Origin of the sequence: Agrobacterium sp. 719_389, from assembly GCF_900188475.1 — a bacterium.
GTDB lineage: Bacteria > Pseudomonadota > Alphaproteobacteria > Rhizobiales > Rhizobiaceae > Agrobacterium > Agrobacterium radiobacter.
Window position 1 is genome coordinate 278,494 of record NZ_FYEM01000005.1, and the last position, 24,619, is coordinate 303,112.

Genomic DNA, 24,619 nt, shown 5'->3' on the forward strand with positions numbered 1-24,619 from the left:
GTTTTCGAGGTAAATCCCATTGCAGGAACGCGGCTCACGGCTTCGGGAAATTCAGCACGGTCTCCATGGCCCGGTCGCCTGACTTGACCAGAATGGGCCAGCTGTTGCCCGGCACCTGATAGGTTTTCGGCAGGCCCTTGATGTTCATGTAGAAGGAGAGCTTGCGCTTGTCGCGCACCAGGTTCTGCGGCTCGTAATAGGCAAAACCGGAGGGACCGGCGATAAATATTTCGGTCTCCTTCGGCGCGTTTTCCGGAAGCTGCAACTGCACGCCGAGCATGGTCTTGTCGGGCGTGATGTGGAAATCGATCACCTTGAAATCGTCGGACGCCGCCTCGGGCAGCGTTTCGCGCGCCTCTTCGAGAAGGCGGCGTTCCTCGCTGTCATCGTCACCCGCATTGCCGCGGTCGATGGAGAACTTCGCCTCGAAGGGAATGCAGATATTCTGGCACACGCCGATGAAGGCGGTGAGATCTATCTTCCCGCTCGCTGCCGGGTCGGCGGCTTTCAGCTGAAAGGGAAGGCTGACGGCGTGGTCATAGCCGATATCGGTGATGTCGCCGTTTTCGATCAGCTTCGGAACCGGATAGGCCATGGTGGTGAGGGTGACGCCGCTTGCCGGGTCGGGGGTGATCTGCGGCGGTATGCCTGCTTCGCCCGGTTCGCGCCAATAGGTAATCCAGCCGTCCTTCGGCTCGATCTGCAGCACGCCGCGCACCACGCCGTCCGCATCCATGGCAAGGCTTGCCACGCGCATCAGGCCGCCCTCGCTTCTGGCCCAGTCGGTAATTTCGGCCTTGGCGGCTTGCACGCCGCCAAGGAGGGCGGCAAATGCGGCCGCGAGACGAAGATGTGAAAATCGAAAGAATATCCTGACGCTCATGCTTCCCGTCTAACCCAACATCGCCCGACGGACCAGTTACGAATTCGTGCGGTTCATCATTTTCGGTTGATTGATCGGGCGCGATGCCGCATCCTGTCCTTTGTCGAAGTGCGAACGCCGTTTTCCGTTGAGCGACGGAATTCGGTCTGCTGGAGGCGCCGGTGAGCTTTTCAACCCTGATGGACAAACGCGAACGTGGCTTTCTCGATGGCCAGTTCCTCATCGCGATGCCGGGGCTGGACGACGGCAATTTTGCCCGTTCGGTGATCTATATCTGCGCCCATTCGGACGCCGGGGCCATGGGCTTCATCATCAACCGGCCGCAGCAGATCACGTTTACGGATATTCTGCTGCATCTGAAGCTGGTAGATAGCAACGACGCCATCATGCTGCCTAACCGCACCCGCGAATTTCCGATCCAGTGCGGCGGCCCGGTGGAATCCGGCCGGGGGTTTGTGCTGCATTCGGATGATTACCTCAGCGAATCAAGCATTCCGGTCAGCGATGACATTTCGCTCACCGCAACGCTTGATATCGTCCGCGCCATTTCCAATGGCCGCGGCCCGCAAAGGGCGACCATGATGCTCGGTTATGCCGGCTGGGGTCCGGGCCAGCTGGAAAACGAGATCGCCAATAATGGCTGGCTGAATTGCCCCGCTGCGGAAGAGTTGATCTTCGACCGTGGACTGGACAATAAATACGAGCGGGCGCTGGCCCTGATGGGCGTCGATGCGCGCATGCTCTCCACGGATGCCGGGCACGCCTGAGCCCCAGCAGAATTCCTGCCCCTTTCGGCTGGAACCAAATCCTGACCCCTGACGTTACCCACCCGGAAAGCCGGACAGACAGTACGGCTAAACTAGGGAGCAGTAATATGGGTAGCACATCTGACAAGATCGCCGGTAAAGCCAATGAAGTTGCTGGCAAGGTGAAGAAGAGCGTCGGCGAAGCGACGGGCAATAATGAATTGCGCGCCAAGGGTGCCGCCCAGGAAACCAAGGGCAAGGTTCAGAGCTCCGTCGGCAAGGCGAAGGACGCCGTCAAGGGCGCCGTCGACCGCATGTAATTCTGCATGAAACATTGCGCCTCTCCCACGATGCGGCGCATGGAGCGCATGTGTTATCGCACATGCGCTCTTGTCATGTGAGGGCCATGACGACCGGGCCGCTACGCCTGCGCCTTCACATCTTATCTCTGCTTTTCTTTCACCCGTCCCATCGCAAGGGTTTCATACATGAAGCTTTTCTCCTGCGCATCCTGCGGCCAGCCTGTCCATTTCGACAATCGCTTCTGTGTCTCCTGCGGCCATCGTCTGGCTTTCGTGCCGGAGCGGCTTTCCATGGAAGCGCTGGCGCCTGCGGGTGAACCGAACTGGCAGATCGTCGCCCAGCCGGAAAAGCAGGTGCGGTTTTGCGCCAATGAGGTGAATGATATCTGCAACTGGTCTGTGCCGGCGGAAAGCGCCAATGCCTTTTGCCCGGCCTGCAGCCACAATCGCCTGGTGCCTGATATGGCCACAGAGCAGGGGATTGGACAATGGCACCGCATCAGCCAGGCGCAGCGGCACCTGTTTTATTCGATCCTGCGGCTTGGCCTGCCGCATCCCAATCGTGATGCTGACCCCGCAGGCGGCCTCGTCTTCGACTTTCTGGTGGATGAGGTGGCGCTCGATGGTTCCGTCATTCCCGCCATGACCGGCCACGACGAAGGCCTGATCGCCATCCGCGCGGCCGAGGCCGATGACGCGACGCGCGAACAGGTGCGCGCCAACATGAACGAGCCATACCGCACCATGCTTGGCCACTTCCGCCACGAGGTCGGGCACTTCATCTGGAACAAGCTGGTGCGGGACGAAAACCGGCTGGAGGCCTGCCGCGCCGTCTTTGGTGACGAGCGCGAGGATTATGGCGCCGCCCTGCAACGCAATTATGATGGCGGGCCGCGCCGCGACTGGCAGGAGAATTTCATCAGTTCCTATGCCTCGGTCCACCCCTGGGAGGATTTCGCCGAATGTTTCGCCCATTATCTGCATATCGTCGATACGCTCGAAACCGCACGCGCCTTCGGTGTGGCGATCGATCCTGACGGGCACGAGGAAATGGCGGCGGAAGTGACGTTCGATCCCTATAAGGCCCGCAGCGCCGCGCAGCTGGTGAAAGCCTGGATCCCGCTCAGCGTCGCCATCAATTCCATCCAGCGCAGCATGGGGGAGGCGGACCTTTATCCCTTCGTGCTGACGCCGCCGGTGGTGGCGAAGATGGAGTTCATTCACGACCTCCTGCATGGGAAGGTGGCGGCGGATGCGCAGCCGGTGATGATGGTTCAGTAAATAGTCGGCGTGCAGGTTGAAAATCCGAGACGTTCCGGGGAGCATTAGCCCTCTCCGTCGTCATCCTCTGGCTTGTCCCGAGGATCTGCCGTCGGTGGTTTTAGCATGCGTGATTAGATCCTCGGGACAAGCCCGAGGATGACGTGGAATTTGAGGAGGAGACTGCGCCCCCTCGCTTCCATGTACGCAATACCCCTTACGATGCCCGCTTCGTCGGCTGGAACCGCTCCCGCAGAAGCTTCAGCGCCGCATCGCCGGAGACCGGTGTGCCGAACAGGAAGCTCTGGCCGAAATGGCAGTTCATGCGGGCCAGTTCGGCCGCATCCTCGGGCGTTTCGATGCCTTCCGCCACCACCTGCATGTCGAGCGCGCGCGCCATGGCGATGACGGAGCGCAGCAGAACGTTGCGCTTGTCGCTGGTATTGGCCACCAGCGCCTTGTCGAGCTTGATGGTGTCGAAGGGGAAGCGGGTGAGATAGGCAAGCGACGAATAGCCGGTGCCGAAATCATCCATGGCGAGGCTGAGGCCTGTTTCCTTGAGCTTGGAAAGCACCAGCCGCGCCTGTTCCGGGTTTTCCATGACGACCGATTCCGTCAGTTCCAGCTTCAGTTGCTGCGGATTGCATCGCGTGCGGGTCAGCATGCCGCGCACATCGTTGTACAATTCGTTGTTCAGCAATTGCGCGCTGGAAATATTGACGGAGATGAAGATCGGCATCTTCTCGATGGCATGCTGCCAGTCCATCAGATCGGTGGCAGCCCGTTCCAGCGCGAACATGCCGAGCGGCTCGATCAGGCCGGAGGCCTCTGCAATCGGAATGAATTCGCTTGGCGGAATATTGCCGCGCTTGGGGTGTTCCCATCGCATCAGCGCTTCGAAACCGGCCAGCTCGCCATCGTCAAGCTTGACGATCGGCTGGTAGGCCAGCGACAGCTCCTTGCGCTCGATGGCGCGGCGAAGATCGCTTTCCATCTGCAGGCGGTCGGTGCCTGAGGTGCGGAAGGCGGGGCGGAACGGCTCGACGCGGTTGCCGCCGGCGCGCTTGGCGCGATACATTGCGAGTTCCGCATCGCTAAGCAGTCCGGCCGCACTTTCCTGCTGGTCGATCCATGAAACGAGGCCGATTGAGGCGGTGAGGATGATTTCGCGATTGGCGAAATTGATCGGCACCATGATCGCCTTGTTCACCGCATCGGCAAAATCGGCCACACGCTGCGGATCGCGCTCGGAGGTCAGGATCAGGCCGAACTCATCACCGCCGAGGCGCGCCAGCGTATCCTGCGGTTTCAAGAGGCGTCGCAGACGCCGTGTCAGCGCGATGAGGATATTGTCGCCGGCGGCAATGCCGAGCGTATCGTTGACCAGCTTGTAACGGTCGATATCGATCGCCATCACGGTCGGGCGCACGCCCTCGCTGTCGGGCGACAGGTTGAGGATTGATTGCAGGCGGTCGAGAAATACCTGCCGGTTCGGAAGCCCGGTCAGATTGTCGTTCATCGCATCCTGCAACAGCCGCTCCACCGAGTTCTTCTGCTCGGTAATATCGGTGATGGTGCCGACGCAGCGGATGATTTCGCCGTTGGAGCCGAGAACCGGACGGGCGCGGATTTGCAGCCAGTGGAAATGCCCGTCTTCGGCGCGAATGCGGAATTCATGGTTGAGGCGGCCCTTGCGATGGTCGAGCAGCACGTCGAGCGTCGCCTTGAACCGGTCGCGATCGTCAGGATGCAGGCGCGGCAGCCAGTTGCGCGCAGCGCCGTGCATGGCGCCGGGTTCCAGCCCCAGCCGGTTGGAAATGTCGGGTGTGGTGACGATGCGGTCACGCGTCACGTCCCAGTCCCACACGGTATCGCCGCTGCCCGTCAGCGCCAGCGATTGACGCTCGAGATCGGAGAAGAGACCCTGTTGATAGGCGCTGCCGGCAAAGGCGTGCTGGATGACGGTAAAGCCGATCAGAAGCACGATCAGCACCAGCCCGCCGCCAAGTGCGGGCTGCACGATGTCGTTGTCCAGCTGCCCCGTCACCGTCAGCCAGCTGCCGAACAGCCAGACGAGGATGAGCGCCCAGGAGGGAACGAGCAGGATCGCCCGGTCGTAACGGTTAAAGCCGAGATAGATGATGAGCGCGATGCCGGCCGTTGCGGTGAGCGCGAAGGACACGCGCGCGATGCCTGATGCGACCGACGGATCGTAGATCGCCACGCCGAACAGCAGCGCCAGACCCACCACCCAGGCAAAGGTCGCATAACCCAGATGCGCATGCCAGCGATTGAGATTGAGATAGGTGAACAGGAAGACCACGAAGCTGGAGGCGAGCGCCACTTCCGCGCCCGCCCTCCATATTCGCTGATCGCTTGAGGTGACGGTTATGAGCTTTTCAAGGAAGCCGAAATCGACGCAGATATAGGCAAGCACCGCCCAGGCGAGCGCGGCCGAGGCCGGCAGGACGGAGGTTCCCTTGACCACGAAGAGAATGGTCAAGAGCACGGCGAGCAGGCCGGCAATGCCGAGCACGATGCCGCGATAAAGCGTAAAGGCGTTGATCGTGTCCTTGTAGGCCTCCGGCTCCCACAGATAAAGCTGCGGCAGCTGCGGCGTGGAAAGCTCGGCGACGAAGGTGATGACGGAGCCGGGGTTGAGCGTGATGCGGAAGACGTCGGCATCCGGGCTCGGCTGCCGGTCAAGCGCAAAGCCTTCACTCGGCGTAATCGCCATGATGCGCTGCGAGCCGAGATCTGGCCAGAACAGCTTGGAATTGACGAGGCGGAAATGCGGCGCGACGATCACGCGCTCCAGCTGCTCTTCGGAGACGTTGGCGAGCGCAAACACCGCCCAGTCGCCCTGGTGATCGGTGGAACTGGCGCGCACTTCGATACGGCGGCGGATGCCGTCGGGGCCCGGCGCGGTCGAAACCTGAAAGGCTTCGCCCTGATTGGCGTAGATATCCGTGGTGGCCGTCAGATCGAGCGCCGTGTCGTCACGGGAAATCTTCACCGGCTCAAAAGCAAAGGAATGGGAAGCAAAAAGCAGGAACAGCAGGAAAAACGGCGCAGCCAGCGCGATTGCCGCCAGACGTTTCGCAAGGCACGGCGCAGAGTGATTGTAGGTCATGTATCGTACTTCGTTCCGCCGGAGCTTTGCTTGTCGGCAAGAAGGGAAAACATCATATGATCCCGCCATTGGCCATTGATTTTCAGATATTCCCGCAAGAGACCTTCCCGCTGGAACCCGGCGTTTTCGAGAAGCCGGATGCTTTTGAAGTTTTCCGGAATACAGGCTGCCTCGATACGGTGCAACTGAAGTCCGTTAAAGATGTATGGTATTACCAATTTTAATGCGGCAGACATATGGCCTTGCGCGGCGTGGCGCTCGCCGATCCAGTATCCGATCATACAGCTTTGCGCCGCACCCCGGCGGATGTATCCGATGGTGATGCCGCCCACCAACAGCGTCTCTTTTTCAAACAGCAGGAAGGAGACTGCGGTGCCGGAGGAAAACTCCTGGCCGTTGCGCACCACGCGCATGCGGAAGGCGCCCTCCGTCAGTTCGTCCGGGCGCCAGGTCGGCTCCCAGGGCTGAAGAAACTGCCGGCTTTCCGAACGCAGCACATGCCATTGCTTGAAATCGCTGTAGCGCGGCAGTCTGAGAAGGTGATTGGCGCTGCGCAGTTCGGGCGTGTCGCTATGTCGGGAAAGAAAACGCAGCATTCACGATCCCTGTGCGGCAGACATCGCCATCCGCAAGCGGGATGGCGAAAAAGGTGAGCGGACTTCGCCTTTAAATCCCGCCCTCATATCGGTTTATCCGTTCGCCTTTATCCTTGCGGGCTGCTGCGCGGAAAGCGCGGCAGTGATGTCGGAAAGAGGCGGCAGATGTTCGAGCGGGCCAATTGCAGACAATGTCGGAACTGTATCGAAAAACAGCCGTCCTGCAAGATCGGTCAGGCGCGCGCGGGTGATGTCGCCCAGCCGTTCCATCATCTCCTCATTGGGGATGGGCCGGCCGTAAAGCATCATCTGCCGGGCGATCTGTCCGGCGCGGGCGGCCGGGCTTTCCTGGCCCATCAGCAATTGGGCGCGGATCTGCGCGCGAGCACGGTCGATTTCCTCCTGGTGGATGACCTGAGAGGACTTGCGCAGCTCCTCGACAATGACGGGCACCAGTTCCGGCAGGTCGTTGCCGCCGGTGGCCGCATGGACGCCGAAGATGCCGGTATCGGAAAAACCCCAATGAAAGGCGTAGACCGAATAGCACAGGCCGCGATATTCGCGCACTTCCTGGAACAGGCGGGAAGACATGCCGCCGCCAAGGATGTTGGCGAGGATCTGCGAGCAATAGAAGTCGCGGGCGTGATAGGCCTTGCCTTCGAAGCCGAGAAGCACCTGCGCGTCCATGAGGTCGCGGGTCTCGCGGATTTCACCGCCGGTATAGATTGCCTTTTCCATGACCGGTGTTGCCGCCGGCAGCTGCGGCAGCGAGGCGAAACGCTCTTCCACCTGCTTCACGAAGCTTTCGTGGTCGACAGCACCTGCCGCCACGACGAAAATGCGGTCCGTCGTGTAGTTGCGGGCGAGATAATGCCTGATCTGGCCTGTCGTGAAGGATTGAACGGTTTCCGGCGTGCCGAGGATCGGGCGGCCGATGGTCTGGTCGCGATAGGCGACGCCGGAGAAATTGTCGAAGATCACGTCGTCGGGCGTGTCGGTCGCTGCACCGATCTCCTGCAGGATGACGTTTTTCTCCCGCTCCAGCTCTTCTTCGTCAAACAGCGATTCCGTCAGGATGTCGGCAAGGATATCGACGGCGAGGGGGACGTGGTCTTTCAGGACGCGGGCGTAGTAGGAGGTGGTTTCCGTCGATGTCGCGGCGTTGACTTCGCCGCCGACATTTTCGATCTCTTCGGCGATCTGGCGGGCGGTGCGGCGCGCCGTACCCTTGAAAGCCATATGTTCGAGAAGATGGGCGATGCCGTGTTCGGCAGTCGTCTCGTTGCGGGATCCGGATTTGATCCACACCCCAAGAGCGACGCTTTCGAGATGCGGCATTTTTTCCGTGACAACGGTCAACCCGGACGAAAGCCGGGTCACATTAACTCTCATACTCAACGTCTTTCCGCGTCTCTATTTGCCGGCGCGTGCATGGCTGCCGATGAAGGTTTCCACGGCTTTCAGCTCTGCATCCAGAATGTCGAAACGCTCCTCCCGGTTCATAATGTCAGCTAACCATACTGGAAGCGCAGGCTCGATTGCGCAAGCGGATTTTACAGCGGCCGGGAATTTAGCCGGATGGGCGGTCGACAGGACAACCATCGGGCTTCCCGCTTTTTCGTGCTTTTCCGCCACGAAAACACCGGTCGCGGTATGCGGATCGATGAGGTAGCCGGTTTTCTCAAGCGTGTCGCGGATCGTTGCCGCCACCTGCTTTTCGGTGGCGCGGCCGGCGCGGAAATCCTTCTTGATGAATTTCAGCGCATGCGGCGGAATTTCAAATGCGCCGGACTGCTTGAGGCCGTCCATCGATGCCTTTACCGCAGAGGAATCACGGCCATAGGCTTCAAACAGCAGCCGTTCGAAATTCGAGGAAATCTGGATGTCCATCGAGGGCGAGGTGGTGGGCTTGACGCCGCGCATCTCGTAACGGCCGGTCTTCAGCGTGCGCGCCAGAATGTCGTTGTCATTGGTGGCGATGACGAGCTTGTCGATCGGCAGGCCCATCTTCTTGGCGACGTAACCCGCGAAAATATCACCGAAATTGCCTGTCGGAACGGTGAAGGAAACCTTTCGGTCGGGACCGCCGAGTGAAAGCGACGCGGTGAAATAATAAACCACCTGCGCCATGATGCGCGCCCAGTTGATGGAATTGACGCCGGAAAGCTTCACGCCATCACGGAACTTCACATCGTTGAACATCTCCTTCACCAGCGTCTGGCAATCGTCGAAATTGCCGTTGATCGCCAGCGCATGCACGTTGGAAGCGGTCGACGTCGTCATCTGGCGCTGCTGCACCGGCGAGACCTTGCCGTTCGGGAAAAGAATGAAGATGTCGGTGCGCTCACGCCCGGCAAAGGCGTCGATCGCCGCACCGCCCGTGTCGCCCGATGTGGCGCCGACAATGGTGGCGCGCTCGCCGCGCTCGGAAAGCGTATAATCCATAAGGCGGGCGAGAAGCTGCATCGCCACATCCTTGAAGGCGAGCGTGGTGCCGTGGAAAAGCTCCAGCACGAAAGTGTTAGGGCCGGTCTGCGTCAGCGGCACGACGGCGGGATGGCGGAAGGTCGCATAGGCGTCATCGATCATCGCCTTGAACTTGTCGGCGGGAATTTCGCCGCCGGTGAAGCGGTAGAGAACCTCGAAGGCGACATCCTGATAGGACTTGCCGCGCAGGTTGCGGATTTCCTTCTTCGACATGGAAGGCCATTTGCGCGGAACATAAAGCCCGCCGTCACGGCCAAGGCCCGCCAGAAGCGCGTCGCAAAAACCAAGCGAAGGGGCCGCACCCCTGGTCGATACATATTCCACGAGATAGTCCCTTATCCACTACCGATTGATCGGCGTCTTTTCCGCAGCACCTTACCGGAATGAAGCGATTGGGCAGCTAATGAAGGGCTTTTTTGAAAATTCAAGCAAAACCGAACATGCCAATCGATTTTTTCCGGCGTCGCTGCTATAGACCATCGCCAACCTGCGTGAAAGGTCAATAAACAGCGTCTCCGGTTCTGTTCCGGGACAATGGAGAGGGATTTAGAAGAGTGTCAGGGAATTTCTTGCGTTTGTCCGCCGCGATGTCGCTTCTCGCCGTTGTTGCAGGATGCAATTCCTCCAACCCGTCGGACTCGCTTGCCGTCAACCCGCCGGCGGCGCAGGCCAATGCGGTCACCCCGGTGGTGCAGGCCAACTGCCCGACGGTCACGGTTCTAGACGCCAACGCCGTGCATCGCGTCTATGCCGGCGGCGCAAAGGATGATCCGCAGAAACTCGCCTATCAGGTCTCGCTGTCAGACACGACGCGCTCCTGCACGGCCAATGAGTCGACGCTGACGGTGAACGTGCTGGCCCAGGGCCGCCTGGTTCCCGGCCCGATGGCCAAGCCCGGTCGCGTCACCGTGCCGATCCGCGTGACGGTGAAGGACGGCGACGGCGAGATTTTCGGCGAAACGACCAACTTCGCCATCGATCTGCCCGCAGGCGGGGCCGGCACCCAGTTCATCTTCAACAACGACCATGTCGCCATCCCCAACGGACCGGGCGGCGCGCCGCGGTCTGTCAGTGTTTATATCGGCTTTGCCGAGCAGGGCGCGAAGGCCAAGACCAAGCGCCGGTGATCTGACGGGCGAAATGTAAAAACCGGAGGCTGCTCTGCCGTCTCCGGTTTCTTGTTGCATGGCAACGAGTTCAAATGCCTGCGGCCTTCCGCAAAGCATCATTGATGCGGCTCTGCCACCCTTTGCCACCCTCGCGGAAACGTTCCACGACATCCTCATCAAGGCGCAACGTTACCTGTTTCTTGGGCTTATCCACCGGCGGACGGCCACGCGTCTTTCTGTATTCATCAATTGCTTCGAAAAAAGCAGGTGGCAAAACGTCTCGGGCGGGGCGCGCATTTTCGAGTTCTTGATCCGTCATTTCAGGGAAATCAACGGCGTTCCAGTCCGCTTCGGTGTAGCCGCGTCCGGGTTTGAATTTTTTTAGTTTTGCAGCTTTGGCCATGGCAACCTCCTTCTTTCCTTGGAACTCGCCCTTCGGAAACTGATAATGGATATCGCTTCTGTTCCGACAGTCGCAAAAACGATAGCCATCGTACCGTCCCGAAAATATCCGATCGCTTTGAAGCGCGAATTTCCGGTCCGGTCAGGCTTTTCTCGATGATGGCGTTCTCCCAGTCGAAGCCATCAATATCTGCGAAGTCGAAGCCGTGCTTCTCGATATTGGCGAGCCGCTTGGGCTCGTCCCATATGATTTTCATGAATTAATGTAGCTACATTTATTAAAATATCAATGCTGCCACTCAGATCACGAAAGAAGTCCCATCACAACTTAAAAAGCGCCTTCCCACTCCGCCATCGCCGCAATCACGGCCGGCAGGTCCTGCATGCGTGAGATCACCGTTTCGGCGCCCGCATCGGTCAGCCGGTCGGCGTGGCTCGGATAGGTGTGGGATGCGCCGGTGAAGCCCACGACCCGCATCCCGGCCGCTCTTGCGCCATGGATGCCGTGCACGGAATCCTCGACCACGACCACGCGGTCAGGGGAAACGCCGAACTGGGCCGCGCCATGCAGGAAGATATCCGGTTTCGGCTTCACGCGGTCGGCCCCGAGATCCTTGGCGGAATAGATATGCGGCGCGAAATAGGGCTTGAGGCCCACCTTCGTCAGCATCATGTCGAGGCGGTGGCTCGAGGAGTTCGAGCAGATGCAGCGTGGCGTGGTCAGACGCGACAGCGCGAATTTCACGCCCTCGATGATCTTCACATCGCGTTCCAGGCGCATGTCGAGCAGCTTTTCGGACTTGTCGAGCAGCGAGGCGGAGAGCGGAATGCTGGCTTCACTTTCCACCTGCAAAAGAATGTTCTTCCAGGTCATGCCGGCGAAACGCTCGCCCATTTCCTCGACGGAGATCGGATAACCGGCCTCGGTCAAGAGGCGGGATTCCACCTGCGCCGCGATGATTTCGGAATCGACCAGAACGCCGTCGCAGTCGAAAATAATGAGGTCGAAGCCGCTCATGGGCGCTCCCTGTATCGGATTTGTTTGGAAGAAAATGATGCCGGGCTTTTAGACCATGTCTGAGCCAAGCTCAACCGGTTCACCCGCAAGGGTCGGTCCCGTCAGGCTCATGGCTGGCAGGGATGCGGCAATTGAGCGGTTTCGAATATTCGGCGTTGCGCCATGCGATGGCGCAAAAACCGCTACACACGGCCGCGCCATATGAGTTATGGGATGTTATGCCCAAGACAGTGAAAAACGCGCCCGAAGACACCATTGCAGCACGCATCAGCCGCACGCTTGCCGACCGTATCGTTCGCGGTGAACTTTCCCCGGGCGAACGTCTGAGGCAGGATCACATCGCCGCCGAATTCGGCGCGTCGCATGTGCCGGTGCGCGAGGCATTCCGCCGGCTGGAGGCGCAGGGGCTGGCGGCCAGCATCCCGCGCCGGGGTGTCCGGGTAGCGGATTTCGGCCTTGACGATGTGCGCGAAGTGGCGGAAATGCGCGCCGCCCTTGAAGTTCTGGCGCTACGCCACGCCATTCCAAACATGACGCCTGCCATTCTCAATCAGGCGGAAGCCGCAACGCTCGAAGGCGATAGCGCCGTTGATGTGCAGCATTGGGAGGAGGCCAATCGCCGCTTCCATCGCCTCATCACCGCGCCTTGCAACATGCCGCGCCTGATGGAGGCGATCGACGGCCTGCATGCGGCAAGCGCCCGCTTCCTGTTTTCCGCCTGGCGCGCCGGCTGGGAACGCCGCACCGATACCGACCACCGGGCCATCATCGATGCGCTGCGCGGCGGCCGCGCCGAGGAGGCGGTGCGAATCCTTGACGGACATGTGCAATGGATTGGCCGCAAGGCCATCCGCACCTCGTCCGGCTCGGTGCGCGACGCCTTCGCCATCGTCGGATAGGGTGGCCCCTTGACCGTCCGTCTCCGGCCCCACCACCTTCTCTGCATGCTCACTTATGTGGGCAAGGGCTATACGTCAGGCTTCGTCGAGAACTACGACGGCGTCGCCGTCCGCCTGAATGCCGGCGAGGAAGATATCGAGCTGGTGGATGGCCCGGACGATATCTGTGAGGGCCTGCTCTGTGAAAGCCATGCCCACTGTTTTAACGAAGGCGTGGTGCAGCGGGACGAGATGGCCCGCCTTTCGGTCTCGGCGCTTTTGGGCGAGACGCTGACCGCCGGCAAGCGGCTGCAGGCGACACCGGACTTTCTTGCAAAGATGCGTCTGGCTTTTGCCGCCGGCGAGATCAGGCAGGCCTGTCGCGGCTGCCAGTGGATAAGGCTGTGCGACCGTATCGCGGCGTCAGGGTTTGCGGGTGTGAAAATCGGCGAGCCGTTAACAACCGTGGCGAAGGATGCGGCGCGTTTTTCGAAGCATCCGATGCTCAGGCCCAAATATGGGTCACCTGGCCGGAAACACTGATGACGTTTTCTCCATCCTCATTCCTGTGCTTGTCACAGCAATCCAGCCAGCCCAAGTCTTTGGGCTGAAAGAACTCTTCCCGTCGCGCAGGCGCACGTCGGCTGGATTCGTGTGACAAGCACAGGGATGAGGGAGGGAGGCAGGCGGAATGAGGAGAGGGGCCGCGCCGTGCCGATTACTCCGGCACACTCGTCTCGGTTCTCTCGGCGGCCTTGACCGTCGCCTTGATCTCCTTCGGTTCGCGGCCGGATTTCTTGTCGTAGCTCACCTTCACCGAATAATCGCCGGGATGCAGGGTTTCCTGATGCTGCGTACCGTAACGGCCGGAAATCTCCTTCTGCGTGCCCTGAAGATCCCTGGTCGTTTCAACGATATCGATCCGTTCAGCGCCGGGGGCCTTGATTGCAAGAACACCCGCGTCGAGATCGATTGTAATTTCGGTTCGTTTTCCGGCGGTCACGGTGAATGGCTGTTCCACAGTCACCTTGCCGAGGCGCGCGCGCATGACGAAATCACCGGCAGGCATTTCCATGATCTTGCCGGCGCCGTAAATGCCGTTGATGGTCTCACGCGTGCCATCCAGCGTTTCCCTGGCGGACATGGCTTCGAAGCGGATATCATCCGTTTCCACCGCCCTGCCGCCTTGCGCATAGACGGCCTTCGCGATCACCACGCCGCTCGGAATGACCAGTTCGTGGCTGATCTTCTCGCCTGCCTTGATGGCCAGCGTCTCCTCAGCCTGCGCCGGGCCGATGCGGCCGGTAAGGAGGACTTCGCCCGCCGGCACGAAGACAGTATTCTGGCCGTAGACGCTATCCTTGAAATCATCCCTGGTGATTTCGGTTTTCGCCTGCGTTTCCACATCGCCGCCCGGGCTGCGTTTCGGCACGACCGTCAATTCCGCCGCATCGAAATTCACCCTCGGCCTCGCAACACCTCCATCCTTCACCTCGAAGGACACTTCGCGGGTCACATTGCCCAGCGCCGCCACGCCGACATATTTGCCCGCCGGCAGCCTCGCCTCGAAGGTGGCGTCATACGAACCGCCGGCATTGTCGTCGGTGCGGCCGCCGGAGCGGTCTGCCTTGTAGAAATCCCAACGCACCTTGTCGCTGTTACCGAGCGAGGGGCCGCCATCGAACAAAACCGCATCGGTGATGACGTTATATTGCGGGGCCGGTTGCTGCGCCTGAGAGGGCGCCGGCAGCGCCGTTGCGAAAAGCGCGGCGCAAGCGACATTCATGGAAAAAGAAGCCATTTTCATCACGGACCCCATTGCGGATTACCCCCTGCCATAATGGCTCTTCCCGCCGCGCCGATATGCGGAGACAGGAGAACCCATTGTGCACAACGTTTTTGCCCGACTTCGGGTTCCCCCGCCGGCCGCCGCAAATCGCGCCTGCGTGCCGCGACAGCCATTTATTTCGCATTTTCCGTGACTTGTTCAGGCTTTGATAACCATCTTCGGTAACCATAAGCATCAGTAGAGAGTAAGCGTATGGAGCGAGTACCAATGGCAGCAGTTTTTCCGCTGGCCGATTTTCGGCGTGCCGGTTTTGATCGTGCGGGCGAGAGTGACGCCTGGAAAGACAGCATCATCAAAGGTGATTGTGTCGCTGCCTTGGATGCCCTCCCGAGCCAGTCGGTGGACGCGATTTTCGCCGATCCGCCCTATAATCTCCAGCTTGGCGGCACGCTTCACCGGCCCGACCAGTCGCTGGTCGATGCGGTCGATGACGAATGGGACCAGTTCGCCTCCTTCGAAGCCTATGACGCCTTCACCCGCGCCTGGCTGCTCGCCTGCCGCCGCGTGCTGAAACCGAACGGCACCATCTGGGTCATAGGCTCCTACCACAATATCTTCCGCGTCGGCTCCATGCTTCAGAACCTGGATTTCTGGATCCTCAACGATATCGTCTGGCGCAAGACCAACCCCATGCCGAATTTCAAGGGCCGCCGGTTCCAGAACGCCCACGAGACCATGATCTGGGCCAGCCGCGATCCGAAAGCCAAGAACTACACCTTCAACTACGATGCGCTGAAGGCCTCCAATGACGACGTGCAGATGCGTTCAGACTGGCTGTTCCCGATCTGCAGCGGCCATGAGCGCCTGAAGGGCGACGACGGCAAGAAGGTACATCCGACCCAGAAGCCGGAAGCTCTGCTGGCGCGCATCATCATGGCTTCCACCAAGCCGGGTGATATCGTGCTCGACCCGTTCTTCGGTTCCGGCACCACGGGTGCCGTTGCAAAACGCCTCGGCCGTCACTTCGTCGGCATAGAGCGCGAACAGGATTACATCGACGCGGCATCGGCCCGCATCGCCGCCGTCGAGCCGCTCGGCAAGGCGGAACTGACCGTCATGACCGGCAAGAAGGCCGAGCCGCGCGTTGCCTTCAACACGCTGGTGGAAAGCGGTCTCGTCCGTCCCGGCCAGGTGCTGACCGATGCCAAGCGCCGTTATAGCGCCATTATTCGTGCGGATGGTACGATTGCATCCGGCGGGACCGCCGGCTCCATTCACCGCCTCGGCGCGAAGGTGCAGGGTCTCGACGCATGCAACGGATGGACGTTCTGGCACTTCGAGGACGGCGACGCGCTGAAGCCTATCGACGATCTCCGGACAATCATCCGCAGTGAACTGGCAAAGGCCGAATAGTCAAAGGTCCCAAAGACCGAAGGCAACGATCCACCGCCCGACCTTGTCAGCATATGTCTCCGTCCGGTTTAGTACCTTCAGTCCCGGATGGAGAACGACCAACGCCCGGCACTTCGGTGTCGGGCGTTGGTATTTTCGAGTATGTTATTTTAGCTAGACAAGTTTCGCGCAAGAGACGAGCAATACTGTCTCAAATCAGAGCAGTGGTTGTGAAAATCCAGTCAGGACAAATCACAAAAAACATTGCGTCCGATGCCGCTTGCGGCAGGACTGGCGCAGGCCGGAGACCGCCATTTCCGCCTGCGCCAATTTCTTTTCCCGATATGTTTTGACAAACTTTGCCAAATTCTTCACTCTCCCATCAAAGGGAGATGAATATGGCGACCATGAACATATCGCTGCCTGCACCCATGAAAGAATGGGTCGAGGCCCAATCCAGGACAGGCCGTTATTCCAATGCGAGCGACTACGTGCGAGACCTGATCCGCAAGGATCAGGAGCGAGGCGAAAAAATCGCGGCGATGCAGCATTTTGTGGATGAGGGATTGCAGAGCGGTGCCGGGCATCGCTCGCAACAGGCCTTGTTCGCCGAGGCTGAAGCTCGTTCCATGAAACGCAAGATCGGTTGATCGTGGGCTTTCGCCTGTCTCTGCTCGCGGAAGAAGACGTCATTCGCATAGCCGAAGAAGGCATCGCGATATTCGGGCTGGCGCAGGCGCAAAAATATCACCGGGAACTCTATGAGATATTTGAGCTGATATCTCTCAACCCACGCATGGCACGCGAGCGGCACGAGTTGTTACCGCCGCTGCGTATCCATCGGTTCAGGGCACACCTGGTTGTTTATGGCGTGGGAGCGGACGATGATGTCTTGATCGTCCGCGTCCGTCACGCACATGAGGACTGGGTCAACGAGTCGTAGCAGGCGGGGCACGCACGTCACCATTTTGCACGGCAGCTCGCTTACGCTTCCACCCCATAGGCCCGCAAATCCTGCTTCAGCTTTTCCGCACCGGTGAAGTGCACGGCCTGCCAGCCCGCCGCCTTCGCGCCTTCGACATTGGCGAGCGTATCATCGATGAAGATGCTTGCGGCGGGGTTGAGGCCGAATTCCTTGGCGTGCAGATCGTAGATCGCCACATCAGGCTTCAGTAGCTTTACATCGCCGGAGACCGTCACGCCGCGCGGCAAAGTGAGGAAGGGGAACATTTTCTGCGCTTCGCGGAAGGTGTCGGAGGCGAAGTTGGTCAGCATCGTCACGTCGTGGCCGCTGTCGATCAGGGCAACCATGATCGCGACGCTGTCATCGTAGGAATGCGAGACCATCTCATGCCAGAACTTGCGGAAGGCGCGGATATGCTCTTCCCGCTCGGGAAACTGCTCCATCAGCAGCGCTTCGGCATCCTCCCAGCGGCGTCCGCGATCCTGTTCGAGGTTCCAGTCATGGGTGCAGACATTCTCGAAGAACCATTGGCGCTCGTCGGCATCGGGAATGAGGCGGCTGTAGGGAATATGCGGATCGTAATGGATCAGCACCTTGCCGATGTCGAATACGATATGCTCAATCTTGGTCATCGAAATTTCCTGCGTTCATCGAATGCGGATGGAATAGCTTGGGCGATGACTTTTTTCATCACCGTTGGCAGCGCCTGCGCGTCAAGATTTGTAACCGGCTCCCACCATCCGTCATCGGGGCCGGTTTCAAGACAGTCCGGCACCTGCGCGCGATAGACCGTGAGCCTGAGTTCGAAATGGGTAAACACATGCACGATGACGCCTGCCGCCTGCCAGGCGGCAGCAAAGGGCGCGTGGGCCGTGTCCGTGCCGCCATCCATCCGCGCGGTCCATGCCGTTGTCGGCACCTCGGTCATGCCGCCGAGAAGCCCGCTTTCGATGCGCCGCCGGAGAAGGATTTCGCCGCTCGCGTTCACCGCCACGAAGGCGGCGCCGAGCCGCACCGGTTTTGCCTTCTTTGCGGCCTTGACCGGAAACCGCTCCGGCTCGTCATGGGCAAGCGCAAGACAGTGGCCGTTGAAGGGACAGAGCGCGCAGGCTGGCCGTTTCGGCGTGCAGATCGTCGCGCCAAGGTCCATCATCGCCTGGGCAAAATCGCCGGGCCGATCAGGGGGCGTAAGCTCGGCCACCTTCGCTTTCATCGCCGGTTTGGAGCCGGGCAGGGGAGCATCGATGGCGAAAAGGCGGGAGATGACGCGCTCGACATTGCCGTCCATGACAGCCGCCTGCCGGTTAAACGCGATGGCAGCGACAGCCGCGGAGGTATAATCGCCGATGCCGGGAAGCTTCTTCAGGCCTTCTTCCGTATCCGGAAAGACGCCGCCATGTTCATTCGCCACGGCTTCCGCGCATTTCTTCAGGTTGCGGGCGCGGGCGTAATAACCAAGCCCCGCCCATGCGGCCATCACATCTTCCACCGGTGCTGCCGCCAGATCGCCGACGCTCGGCCATGCGGCGAGGAACTTCAGGAAATAGGGCTTCACCGCCTGCACGGTCGTCTGCTGCAGCATGACCTCGGAGAGCCAGACATGATAGGGATCGGCGCGTTTTCCCTGTGCCGCCCTGGCGGGAGACGTGCGCCACGGCAACTCGCGATGGTGGCGGTCATACCATGCGAGAAGTCGTTCTGCCGTTGGATGTGATAGGTCTTGGCGAGCATATGTGTTCATTGCCGCTGAACATAGTCGCGACGCGGCAATCTGCAACAGGGCGCGACTGCGGCGAAGTGGAAAATCGCGTCCGGCGATGAATACCGTCGACACCCGTCGTCCAATTTCGAAGAAAGGAAAACCGATGCCGAACGCGCCTCTCGATATGATACCCCAGCCACTCCTGTCCGTTATCGGAGTTCTGCTTTCCCTCTACATTATCGGGCGGCTGCTGAACCATCTTGGCCGTATGTATTTCGGGCTGGAAAACGGCGTGGCTTTTGTGGTGGCGCGCGTGATCCGCGAAATTGGCGAACTGGAGAAAATGCGCTCGAAGCCCTCGCGGCGCTTTCGCATGTTTGAATCTGGTTTCTGGGCGCTTTTTTGTCACGTCCTGTGGATATACATGTTTGTCGTCTTGGCATGCATGTTGGTGATCGCCCTTATGTCGGATAAGCCCGGGATGGCGCATCTGAAGATTTTGGCGGTGGCCTATTTCCTCTTTGGATGTTTGGTGGCGCGAATGATAAGCTTGGGCGCCCGCAGGGACTGGCGGCGATTCCGTGCGCTCCTGCGCGGTGAAGGAGATGACGATGGCGCGATCGTTTGAGGTCGGTTTTTCGCCTCTGCCGAGGAAAGCATGAAAAAACCTGCAAATTCGTTCCGCAAGGGCGTCGTACAGATCGCCGAAGTCGCCAATGGCATCATGGATCCGGTCCTGTCGAAACGGGCGGGCATCAACACGGCGCTGCTCGGCTCGTGGGATGAGATCGCCGGCGATGACTTTGCCGATTGCACGCGGCCGGAGAAAATCACCTGGCCGCGCCGCGACGAGGGGCCGGATCGCGGCGGTTACCAGCCGGGCGTGCTGACCATCGCCTGCGAAGGTGCGCGCGCCCTGTTTCTCACCCATGCGCAGGGCGAGCTCATTGCCCGTATCAACGGCTTTTTCGGCTTTCCAGCGGTGCGCCAGATCAGGATAGTGCAGAAACCGGTCTCCCAGACCATTAACCGTCGGCGCAAACCGCAGCCCCTGCGTGGCGATGCGGCAAAACGTCTCGACGATATGATGGAGGGCATCGAGAGCGAGGCGCTTCGCAAGGCAGTGGAGAGGCTCGGCACGGCGGTCTTGCAGAAGAAGCCTGGGGGCCGGACGATTTGATCGGTCCGGTTGTCCTTGACTGGTCACAATTCTTTGACAAGAAGAGTCCAAAACCCCGCTTGTGATGAACAGGCCGTCGCTATATCGGAATCAACGGACAATAGAGTCTATTACCAACAGGTGCTTTCATGCATTTTCCCGAACTGACCATTTCCCGTCGCAGCCTGCTTGGCGGCGTTGCTCTTGCTGCCATTGCCACGGCCCTGCCGTTTGCCTTCACGCCCGGCGTTGCCGAGGCGCAGGAACTGCCTGAATCCACCGGTGACGTGGATATGGCTGCGGTGATGAAGCCCGGCCCGCTGCCGGAAGCGGCGCTCGGCGATGCCAACGCACCCGTCAAGATCGTCGAATATATGTCGATGACCTGCCCGCATTGCGCCAATTTCCACAACAAGACCTTCGAAGAAATCAAGAAGAAGTACATCGATACCGGCAAGGTTTATTTCGTGCTGCGCGAATTCCCGTTCGATCCGCGCGCCGCTGCCGCCTTCATGCTGGCGCGCTGCGCACCGGAAGGACAGTATTTCCCCTTCGTTTCCATGCTGTTCAAGCAGCAGCAGAGCTGGGCTGTCGCGCAGGATGCACGCGCCGCCCTGCTGCAAATGTCGAAAATGGCCGGTTTCTCACAGGAGTCTTTCGAGGCCTGCTTGACGAACCAGAAACTTCTGGATGATGTGAACGCAACGATGCAACGCGGTGCGACGGAATTCGGCGTCAACTCCACGCCGACTTTCATCATCAACGGCAAGAAATACGCAGGAGACATGTCGGTTGAATCCATGTCGGCTGTCATCGACAAGCTGCTCTGATCGCCGAAGCCTTAAAGGAACGGGCGGCGGATATTTCCGTTCGCCCGTTTTTTATTGCCGTTTTTCTGTCTGGAGCATGGCGGCATGAAGTTTAACAAGCTCCGGGTCGTCGGTTTCAAGTCCTTCGTCGAACCCTCCGAATTCATCATCGAGCCGGGCCTGACCGGCGTTGTCGGCCCGAACGGCTGCGGCAAGTCCAATCTGGTCGAAGCGCTGCGCTGGGTGATGGGCGAAAACTCCTACAAGAACATGCGCGCATCCGGCATGGATGATGTCATTTTCTCCGGTTCCGGCAACCGCCCGGCCAGAAACACCGCCGAAGTCGGCCTCTATCTCGACAATTCCGACCGTACCGCGCCTGCCGCCTTCAACGATGCCGATGAAATTCAGGTGACACGCCGCATCGAGCGTGAAAACGGCTCGGTCTACCGCATCAATGGCAAGGAGGCGCGCGCCAAGGACGTGCAGCTTCTGTTTGCGGATGCCTCCACCGGCGCGCGCTCGCCCTCGATGGTGGGGCAGGGCCGTATCGGCGAGCTCATCAACGCCAAACCGCAGGCCCGCCGCCAGCTGCTGGAAGAGGCGGCCGGCATTTCCGGCCTGCATTCGCGCCGCCACGAGGCCGAGCTTCGCCTGCGCGCCGCCGAAACCAATCTGGAGCGGTTGGAGGATGTGACCGCCCAGCTGGAAAGCCAGATCGAAAGCCTGAAACGGCAGGCGCGACAGGCCAACCGCTTCAAGATGCTGTCAGCCGATATCCGCGCCCGCGAAGCGACCCTGTTGCATATTCGCTGGGTAGAGGCGAAGGAAGCGGAAGGCGAGGCGGAAAGCGCGCTCAATCAGGCCACCAACATCGTCGCCGAAAAGGCTCAAGGCCAGATGGAAGCGGCCAAGCAGCAGGGCATCGCCAGCCTGAAGCTGCCGGAACTGCGCGAGGATGAAGCGCGGGTGGCCGCCGCCCTGCAACGCCTGCAGATTGCCCGCACCCAGCTGGATGACGAGGCGAACCGCCTGCTGCGCCGCCGCGACGAACTGGCGCGCCGTCTCTCGCAGCTTGGCGAAGATATCGTCCGCGAGGAACGTCTTGTTTCGGACAATGCGCAAATCCTTGCACGGCTCGATGAGGAAGAGGCCGAACTCCTCGAAATCCTCTCCGATTCCGGCCGCCATGCCGAGGAGATGCGCGAAGCTTTCGAAACCGCCGCTATCAAACTGGCGGAAAGCGAAGCCGTCTTTACCGCAATCACCGCCGAGCGGGCCGAAGCGTCCGCCGCCCGTCAGCAATTGGAGCGGACGATCCGCGATCTTTCCGATCGTAAGCTGAGGCTGGAACGGCAGTCGCAGGAGGCCTCCGCCGAGATCGAGGCCATCGATGAAAAACTCTCCGGCCTTCCCGATCCTTCGGAACGGCGGGAAGCTGTCGAGGCGGCAGAGATTGCGGTCGAGGATGCCCTGATCGTCGCTGACGAAGCCGAGGCCGCTGTCGCCGAGGCGCGTTCCGCCGAAGCGCTGGCGCGCGGGCCTCTGGAAACGGCGAAAAACCGGCTGAACGCGCTCGATACGGAAGCACGCACCATCACCAAAATCCTTGCCTCCAGCGCCGCCGCCAATGGCAGCTTCACGCCGGTGGCGGAAGAAATGACGGTGGAGCGTGGCTTTGAAGCGGCGTTGGGTGCCGCCCTCGGCGACGATCTCGAAAGCCCGCTTGATGCCGCCGCCCCCGCCTATTGGGCCGGCAATGGCGACGGGGCGGGTGATCCCGCCTTGCCGCAGGGCGTGACGCCGCTGCTCGATTACGCCCAGGCGCCAGCGGCTCTCCGGCGCGCGCTTGCACAGATCGGCGTCGTCTCCGGCACGGCGGAAGCCCAGAGACTACTGCCATCACTCAAGGTCGGCCAGCGGCTGGTGACGCGCGAAGGCGCGCTGTTCCGCTGGGACGGCCATATCGCCAGCGCCGATGCGCCGGGTGCTGCAGCACTTCGCCTGTCGCAGAAGAACCGTCTCGCGGAAATCGAAGCCGAACTGGATGAGGCCCGCTCCATTCTGGAAGAGGCCGAAGACCAGCTTGCCGCCAGAACCGAGGACATAAGAAGCAGCGAGTTGCGGCTTTCGGAAGTTCGTGACAGAAGCCGGCTTGCGACCCGCCAGCTTGCCGAGGCGCGCGAGGCGCTGACATCAGCCGAAAGGGCTTCCGGCGATCTTCTGCGCCGCCGGGATATCGTCTCGGAAGCGCTGAACCAGATCGGCGCGCAGATCGACGAGATCGCCGTTCAGGAAGAAAACGCCCGCATCGAAATGGAGGACGCGCCTGATCTTTCCGTGCTCGATCTCCGCCTGCGCGAAAGCCAGCTGGAAGTCGCGACCGACCGTGGCCTTCTGGCGGAAGCCCGTGCCCGCCACGAAGGCGTGAGCCGCGAGGCGGAAAGCCGTCAGCGCAGAATTCAGGCGATAGGGCAGGAGCGTTCCACCTGGCAGTCGCGTGCGGCAAGCGCCGCCGACCATATCGCCACGCTGCGCGAGCGCGAGGAAGAGGCGCGCGAGGAAATCGCCGAGCTGGACATAGCGCCCGAGGAATTCGACGAGAAACGCCGCAACCTCCTCAATGAATTGCAGAAGACCGAAGACGCCCGCCGGGAAGCCGCCGACCGGCTGGCCGAGGCGGAAAACCTGCAGCGCGCCGCCGACCGGGTGGCTGCAACGGCGCTTTCGGAACTGGCCGAAGCCCGCGAAAAGCGTGGCCGTGCCGAGGAGCGGCTGGTCTCCGCCCGCGAGAAGCGGCAGGAAACCGAACACCGCATCCGTGAAACGCTGAATACCGAGCCGCATATGGCGTTTCGCCTGACGGGCCTTGGTCCTGACCAGCCGAAGCCTGACATTCGTGATGTCGAACGCGATCTCGACCGGCTGAAGATCGAGCGGGAGCGGCTTGGCGCCGTCAACCTGCGCGCCGAGGAAGAGCAGGCCGAGCTCTCGGCCAAGCTCGCGGCGCTCATCAAGGAACGGGACGACATCATCGATGCCGTTCGCAAGCTGCGCGCCGGCATCCAGAACCTCAACCGCGAAGGCCGCGAACGGCTGATTGCCGCCTTCGATGTGGTCAATTCGCAGTTCCAGCGGCTGTTCACCCATCTTTTCGGCGGCGGCACGGCGGAATTGCAGCTGATCGAATCCGATGATCCGCTGGAAGCGGGGCTGGAAATCCTCGCCCGTCCGCCCGGCAAGAAACCGCAGACCATGACGCTATTGTCAGGCGGCGAACAGGCGCTGACGGCGATGGCGCTGATCTTCGCGGTTTTCCTCACCAATCCCGCGCCGATCTGCGTGCTGGACGAAGTGGATGCGCCGCTCGACGACCACAATGTCGAGCGTTACTGCAACCTGATGGACGAGATGGTGGCTTCCACGGAAACCCGCTTCGTCATCATCACCCACAATCCCATCACCATGGCGCGCATGAACCGCCTGTTCGGCGTCACCATGGCCGAACAGGGCGTGTCGCAACTGGTGTCTGTTGATTTGCAGACCGCCGAACAGCTGCGCGAAGCCGTCTGAGGCGGTTTTCCGGGATCCAGTCCCGACTTTTGCTCAATGTGAATTTATCTTGCCGTATCACCCATTCGGGTGAGCGACATCACGCGGCATTTTGCTATGTTTTCCGCAAGAGCCAAAGGTTCTCTCCAGACCCCACCATCCGGTTTCCTGTACCGGATGGAATGCCTTGCGAGGCCGCTGCCGTGGCCTCGCAAGGCTTTCTTTTCCGGGTTCACAGAGTGAGATGGCTGTATGGCTGGTAATCGTTTCCGGGGTGCAAACCTCCTCCGTCATACCGGCCTTGAGCCGGTATCCAACCAGCCCAAGTCCTTGGGCTGAAAAGACTCTTACCGTTGCGCAGACGCATGTCGGCTGGATTCCGGCTCAGGGCCGGAATGACGGAAGGAGGAGACGCAGCGAATCCCTGTAAACACTTGG

At 60.5% G+C, this 24,619-nt stretch carries 23 protein-coding genes and 1 pseudogene; 13 read left to right on the forward strand and 11 right to left on the reverse strand.

The genetic code is table 11. From position 1 onward, the window contains the following. Positions 1 to 34: 34 nt before the first annotated feature. On the reverse strand, positions 35 to 883 hold the full coding sequence (locus CFB10_RS12010) for a protein-disulfide reductase DsbD domain-containing protein (protein WP_020010618.1): 849 nt from the start codon (positions 881 to 883) through the stop codon (positions 35 to 37). 161 nt (positions 884 to 1,044) lie between these two features. On the opposite strand from CFB10_RS12010, the gene CFB10_RS12015 reads away from it, so the two are divergent. The 3 genes from CFB10_RS12015 to CFB10_RS12025 all read left to right on the forward strand — a co-directional run bounded on the left by CFB10_RS12015 (position 1,045) and on the right by CFB10_RS12025 (position 3,212). Continuing rightward, a complete protein-coding gene (locus CFB10_RS12015; RefSeq protein WP_003521117.1) occupies positions 1,045 to 1,650 on the forward strand; it encodes a YqgE/AlgH family protein in 606 nt (201 codons plus the stop codon). A gap of 107 nt (positions 1,651 to 1,757) precedes the next feature. Beyond that, positions 1,758 to 1,949: a CsbD family protein gene (locus tag CFB10_RS12020; RefSeq protein ID WP_003509115.1), complete on the forward strand. Its 192-nt coding sequence runs from the start codon at positions 1,758 to 1,760 to the stop codon at positions 1,947 to 1,949. Between the two features lie 168 nt (positions 1,950 to 2,117). Next, positions 2,118 to 3,212, forward strand: a complete 1,095-nt coding sequence (locus CFB10_RS12025; RefSeq protein ID WP_020010619.1) for a putative zinc-binding metallopeptidase — start codon at positions 2,118 to 2,120, stop codon at positions 3,210 to 3,212. Between the two features lie 196 nt (positions 3,213 to 3,408). Here CFB10_RS12025 and CFB10_RS12030 read toward each other — a convergent pair whose 3' ends face one another. The 4 genes from CFB10_RS12030 to thrC form a co-directional block, all read right to left on the reverse strand. Further along, positions 3,409 to 6,324 (reverse strand): EAL domain-containing protein, encoded by a 2,916-nt coding sequence (locus CFB10_RS12030; protein ID WP_020010620.1) that lies wholly within the window; start codon positions 6,322 to 6,324, stop codon positions 3,409 to 3,411. Next, positions 6,321 to 6,920: a GNAT family N-acetyltransferase gene (locus CFB10_RS12035; protein ID WP_020010621.1), complete on the reverse strand. Its 600-nt coding sequence runs from the start codon at positions 6,918 to 6,920 to the stop codon at positions 6,321 to 6,323. The genes CFB10_RS12030 and CFB10_RS12035 overlap by 4 nt, the downstream gene beginning before the upstream one ends. Before the next feature lie 93 nt (positions 6,921 to 7,013). After that, the gene (locus CFB10_RS12040; protein WP_020812170.1) at positions 7,014 to 8,312 is read right to left on the reverse strand and encodes a pitrilysin family protein; all 1,299 of its coding nucleotides are present in this window, start codon (positions 8,310 to 8,312) and stop codon (positions 7,014 to 7,016) included. A 21-nt stretch (positions 8,313 to 8,333) separates the two neighbouring features. After that, positions 8,334 to 9,731, reverse strand: a complete 1,398-nt coding sequence (gene thrC, locus CFB10_RS12045; protein ID WP_020010623.1) for a threonine synthase — start codon at positions 9,729 to 9,731, stop codon at positions 8,334 to 8,336. 263 nt (positions 9,732 to 9,994) lie between these two features. On the opposite strand from thrC, the gene CFB10_RS12050 reads away from it, so the two are divergent. Beyond that, the gene (locus CFB10_RS12050) at positions 9,995 to 10,534 is read left to right on the forward strand and encodes a hypothetical protein (RefSeq protein ID WP_003509103.1); all 540 of its coding nucleotides are present in this window, start codon (positions 9,995 to 9,997) and stop codon (positions 10,532 to 10,534) included. Positions 10,535 to 10,604: 70 nt separating this feature from the next. Here the strand turns inward: CFB10_RS12050 and CFB10_RS12055 are convergent, their stop codons facing one another. The 3 genes and pseudogenes from CFB10_RS12055 to CFB10_RS12065 form a co-directional block, all read right to left on the reverse strand. Beyond that, positions 10,605 to 10,919 carry a BrnA antitoxin family protein gene (locus CFB10_RS12055; RefSeq protein ID WP_003509102.1) on the reverse strand — a complete coding sequence of 105 codons (315 nt, stop codon included), beginning with the start codon at positions 10,917 to 10,919 and terminating at the stop codon, positions 10,605 to 10,607. After that, a pseudogene (locus CFB10_RS12060) lies at positions 10,898 to 11,175 on the reverse strand (BrnT family toxin). The gene CFB10_RS12055 and the pseudogene CFB10_RS12060 overlap by 22 nt, the downstream one beginning before the upstream one ends. A 71-nt stretch (positions 11,176 to 11,246) precedes the next feature. Continuing rightward, positions 11,247 to 11,936, reverse strand: coding sequence for an HAD family hydrolase (locus CFB10_RS12065; RefSeq protein WP_003509098.1), 690 nt, complete (start codon positions 11,934 to 11,936; stop codon positions 11,247 to 11,249). 218 nt (positions 11,937 to 12,154) lie between these two features. Between CFB10_RS12065 and CFB10_RS12070 the strand changes: the two genes are divergently transcribed. Both CFB10_RS12070 and CFB10_RS12075 read left to right on the forward strand, forming a co-directional pair. Then, positions 12,155 to 12,835 carry a GntR family transcriptional regulator gene (locus CFB10_RS12070; protein WP_020010625.1) on the forward strand — a complete coding sequence of 227 codons (681 nt, stop codon included), beginning with the start codon at positions 12,155 to 12,157 and terminating at the stop codon, positions 12,833 to 12,835. Positions 12,836 to 12,880: 45 nt separating this feature from the next. Then, positions 12,881 to 13,357 (forward strand): DUF1284 domain-containing protein, encoded by a 477-nt coding sequence (locus CFB10_RS12075; protein WP_020010626.1) that lies wholly within the window; start codon positions 12,881 to 12,883, stop codon positions 13,355 to 13,357. Between the two features lie 175 nt (positions 13,358 to 13,532). Here CFB10_RS12075 and CFB10_RS12080 read toward each other — a convergent pair whose 3' ends face one another. Then, positions 13,533 to 14,633 (reverse strand): hypothetical protein, encoded by a 1,101-nt coding sequence (locus CFB10_RS12080; protein WP_026363703.1) that lies wholly within the window; start codon positions 14,631 to 14,633, stop codon positions 13,533 to 13,535. Positions 14,634 to 14,870: 237 nt separating this feature from the next. Between CFB10_RS12080 and CFB10_RS12090 the strand changes: the two genes are divergently transcribed. The 3 genes from CFB10_RS12090 to CFB10_RS12105 all read left to right on the forward strand — a co-directional run bounded on the left by CFB10_RS12090 (position 14,871) and on the right by CFB10_RS12105 (position 16,938). Further along, positions 14,871 to 16,016, forward strand: coding sequence for a site-specific DNA-methyltransferase (locus tag CFB10_RS12090; RefSeq protein ID WP_020010628.1), 1,146 nt, complete (start codon positions 14,871 to 14,873; stop codon positions 16,014 to 16,016). Positions 16,017 to 16,393: 377 nt separating this feature from the next. Continuing rightward, entirely contained in the window at positions 16,394 to 16,645 is a 252-nt protein-coding gene (locus CFB10_RS12100) for a type II toxin-antitoxin system ParD family antitoxin (RefSeq protein WP_003509084.1), read from the forward strand. Between the two features lie 2 nt (positions 16,646 to 16,647). After that, positions 16,648 to 16,938 carry a type II toxin-antitoxin system RelE/ParE family toxin gene (locus CFB10_RS12105; protein ID WP_026363704.1) on the forward strand — a complete coding sequence of 97 codons (291 nt, stop codon included), beginning with the start codon at positions 16,648 to 16,650 and terminating at the stop codon, positions 16,936 to 16,938. A gap of 41 nt (positions 16,939 to 16,979) precedes the next feature. Here CFB10_RS12105 and CFB10_RS12110 read toward each other — a convergent pair whose 3' ends face one another. Together CFB10_RS12110 and mutY are read right to left on the reverse strand one after the other, a co-directional pair. Then, positions 16,980 to 17,591 carry an HAD family phosphatase gene (locus tag CFB10_RS12110; protein ID WP_020010632.1) on the reverse strand — a complete coding sequence of 204 codons (612 nt, stop codon included), beginning with the start codon at positions 17,589 to 17,591 and terminating at the stop codon, positions 16,980 to 16,982. Continuing rightward, positions 17,588 to 18,700, reverse strand: a complete 1,113-nt coding sequence (gene mutY / locus CFB10_RS12115; RefSeq protein ID WP_051091640.1) for an A/G-specific adenine glycosylase — start codon at positions 18,698 to 18,700, stop codon at positions 17,588 to 17,590. Before mutY ends, CFB10_RS12110 begins: the two co-directional genes overlap by 4 nt. 76 nt (positions 18,701 to 18,776) lie before the next feature. Between mutY and CFB10_RS12120 the strand changes: the two genes are divergently transcribed. The 4 genes from CFB10_RS12120 to CFB10_RS12135 all read left to right on the forward strand — a co-directional run bounded on the left by CFB10_RS12120 (position 18,777) and on the right by CFB10_RS12135 (position 24,202). Beyond that, positions 18,777 to 19,289, forward strand: a complete 513-nt coding sequence (locus tag CFB10_RS12120; RefSeq protein ID WP_244559862.1) for a hypothetical protein — start codon at positions 18,777 to 18,779, stop codon at positions 19,287 to 19,289. Positions 19,290 to 19,319: 30 nt separating this feature from the next. Continuing rightward, the gene (locus CFB10_RS12125; protein ID WP_020010635.1) at positions 19,320 to 19,841 is read left to right on the forward strand and encodes a DUF721 domain-containing protein; all 522 of its coding nucleotides are present in this window, start codon (positions 19,320 to 19,322) and stop codon (positions 19,839 to 19,841) included. Positions 19,842 to 19,969: 128 nt separating this feature from the next. Further along, on the forward strand, positions 19,970 to 20,650 hold the full coding sequence (locus CFB10_RS12130) for a DsbA family protein (protein ID WP_020010636.1): 681 nt from the start codon (positions 19,970 to 19,972) through the stop codon (positions 20,648 to 20,650). Positions 20,651 to 20,734: 84 nt separating this feature from the next. After that, positions 20,735 to 24,202: a chromosome segregation SMC family protein gene (locus CFB10_RS12135; RefSeq protein ID WP_026363705.1), complete on the forward strand. Its 3,468-nt coding sequence runs from the start codon at positions 20,735 to 20,737 to the stop codon at positions 24,200 to 24,202. Positions 24,203 to 24,619 lie beyond the last annotated feature (417 nt).

Bases quoted from the DNA above. Each gene is read 5' to 3' on its own strand.
- CFB10_RS12080 (WP_026363703.1), bottom strand. From the start codon at position 14,633: ATGGGGTCCGTGATGAAAATGGCTTCTTTTTCCATGAATGTCGCTTGC.
- CFB10_RS12035 (WP_020010621.1), bottom strand. From the start codon at position 6,920: ATGCTGCGTTTTCTTTCCCGACATAGCGACACGCCCGAACTGCGCAGC.
- CFB10_RS12090 (WP_020010628.1), top strand. From the start codon at position 14,871: ATGGCAGCAGTTTTTCCGCTGGCCGATTTTCGGCGTGCCGGTTTTGAT.
- CFB10_RS12100 (WP_003509084.1), top strand. From the start codon at position 16,394: ATGGCGACCATGAACATATCGCTGCCTGCACCCATGAAAGAATGGGTC.
- CFB10_RS12025 (WP_020010619.1), top strand. From the start codon at position 2,118: ATGAAGCTTTTCTCCTGCGCATCCTGCGGCCAGCCTGTCCATTTCGAC.
- CFB10_RS12020 (WP_003509115.1), top strand. From the start codon at position 1,758: ATGGGTAGCACATCTGACAAGATCGCCGGTAAAGCCAATGAAGTTGCT.
- CFB10_RS12110 (WP_020010632.1), bottom strand. From the start codon at position 17,591: ATGACCAAGATTGAGCATATCGTATTCGACATCGGCAAGGTGCTGATC.
- CFB10_RS12125 (WP_020010635.1), top strand. From the start codon at position 19,320: ATGAAAAAACCTGCAAATTCGTTCCGCAAGGGCGTCGTACAGATCGCC.
- CFB10_RS12040 (WP_020812170.1), bottom strand. From the start codon at position 8,312: ATGAGAGTTAATGTGACCCGGCTTTCGTCCGGGTTGACCGTTGTCACG.
- CFB10_RS12050 (WP_003509103.1), top strand. From the start codon at position 9,995: ATGTCGCTTCTCGCCGTTGTTGCAGGATGCAATTCCTCCAACCCGTCG.
- CFB10_RS12075 (WP_020010626.1), top strand. From the start codon at position 12,881: ATGCTCACTTATGTGGGCAAGGGCTATACGTCAGGCTTCGTCGAGAAC.
- CFB10_RS12135 (WP_026363705.1), top strand. From the start codon at position 20,735: ATGAAGTTTAACAAGCTCCGGGTCGTCGGTTTCAAGTCCTTCGTCGAA.
- CFB10_RS12120 (WP_244559862.1), top strand. From the start codon at position 18,777: ATGAATACCGTCGACACCCGTCGTCCAATTTCGAAGAAAGGAAAACCG.
- CFB10_RS12010 (WP_020010618.1), bottom strand. From the start codon at position 883: ATGAGCGTCAGGATATTCTTTCGATTTTCACATCTTCGTCTCGCGGCC.
- mutY (WP_051091640.1), bottom strand. From the start codon at position 18,700: ATGAACACATATGCTCGCCAAGACCTATCACATCCAACGGCAGAACGA.
- CFB10_RS12055 (WP_003509102.1), bottom strand. From the start codon at position 10,919: ATGGCCAAAGCTGCAAAACTAAAAAAATTCAAACCCGGACGCGGCTAC.
- CFB10_RS12030 (WP_020010620.1), bottom strand. From the start codon at position 6,324: ATGACCTACAATCACTCTGCGCCGTGCCTTGCGAAACGTCTGGCGGCA.
- CFB10_RS12065 (WP_003509098.1), bottom strand. From the start codon at position 11,936: ATGAGCGGCTTCGACCTCATTATTTTCGACTGCGACGGCGTTCTGGTC.
- CFB10_RS12130 (WP_020010636.1), top strand. From the start codon at position 19,970: ATGCATTTTCCCGAACTGACCATTTCCCGTCGCAGCCTGCTTGGCGGC.
- CFB10_RS12070 (WP_020010625.1), top strand. From the start codon at position 12,155: ATGCCCAAGACAGTGAAAAACGCGCCCGAAGACACCATTGCAGCACGC.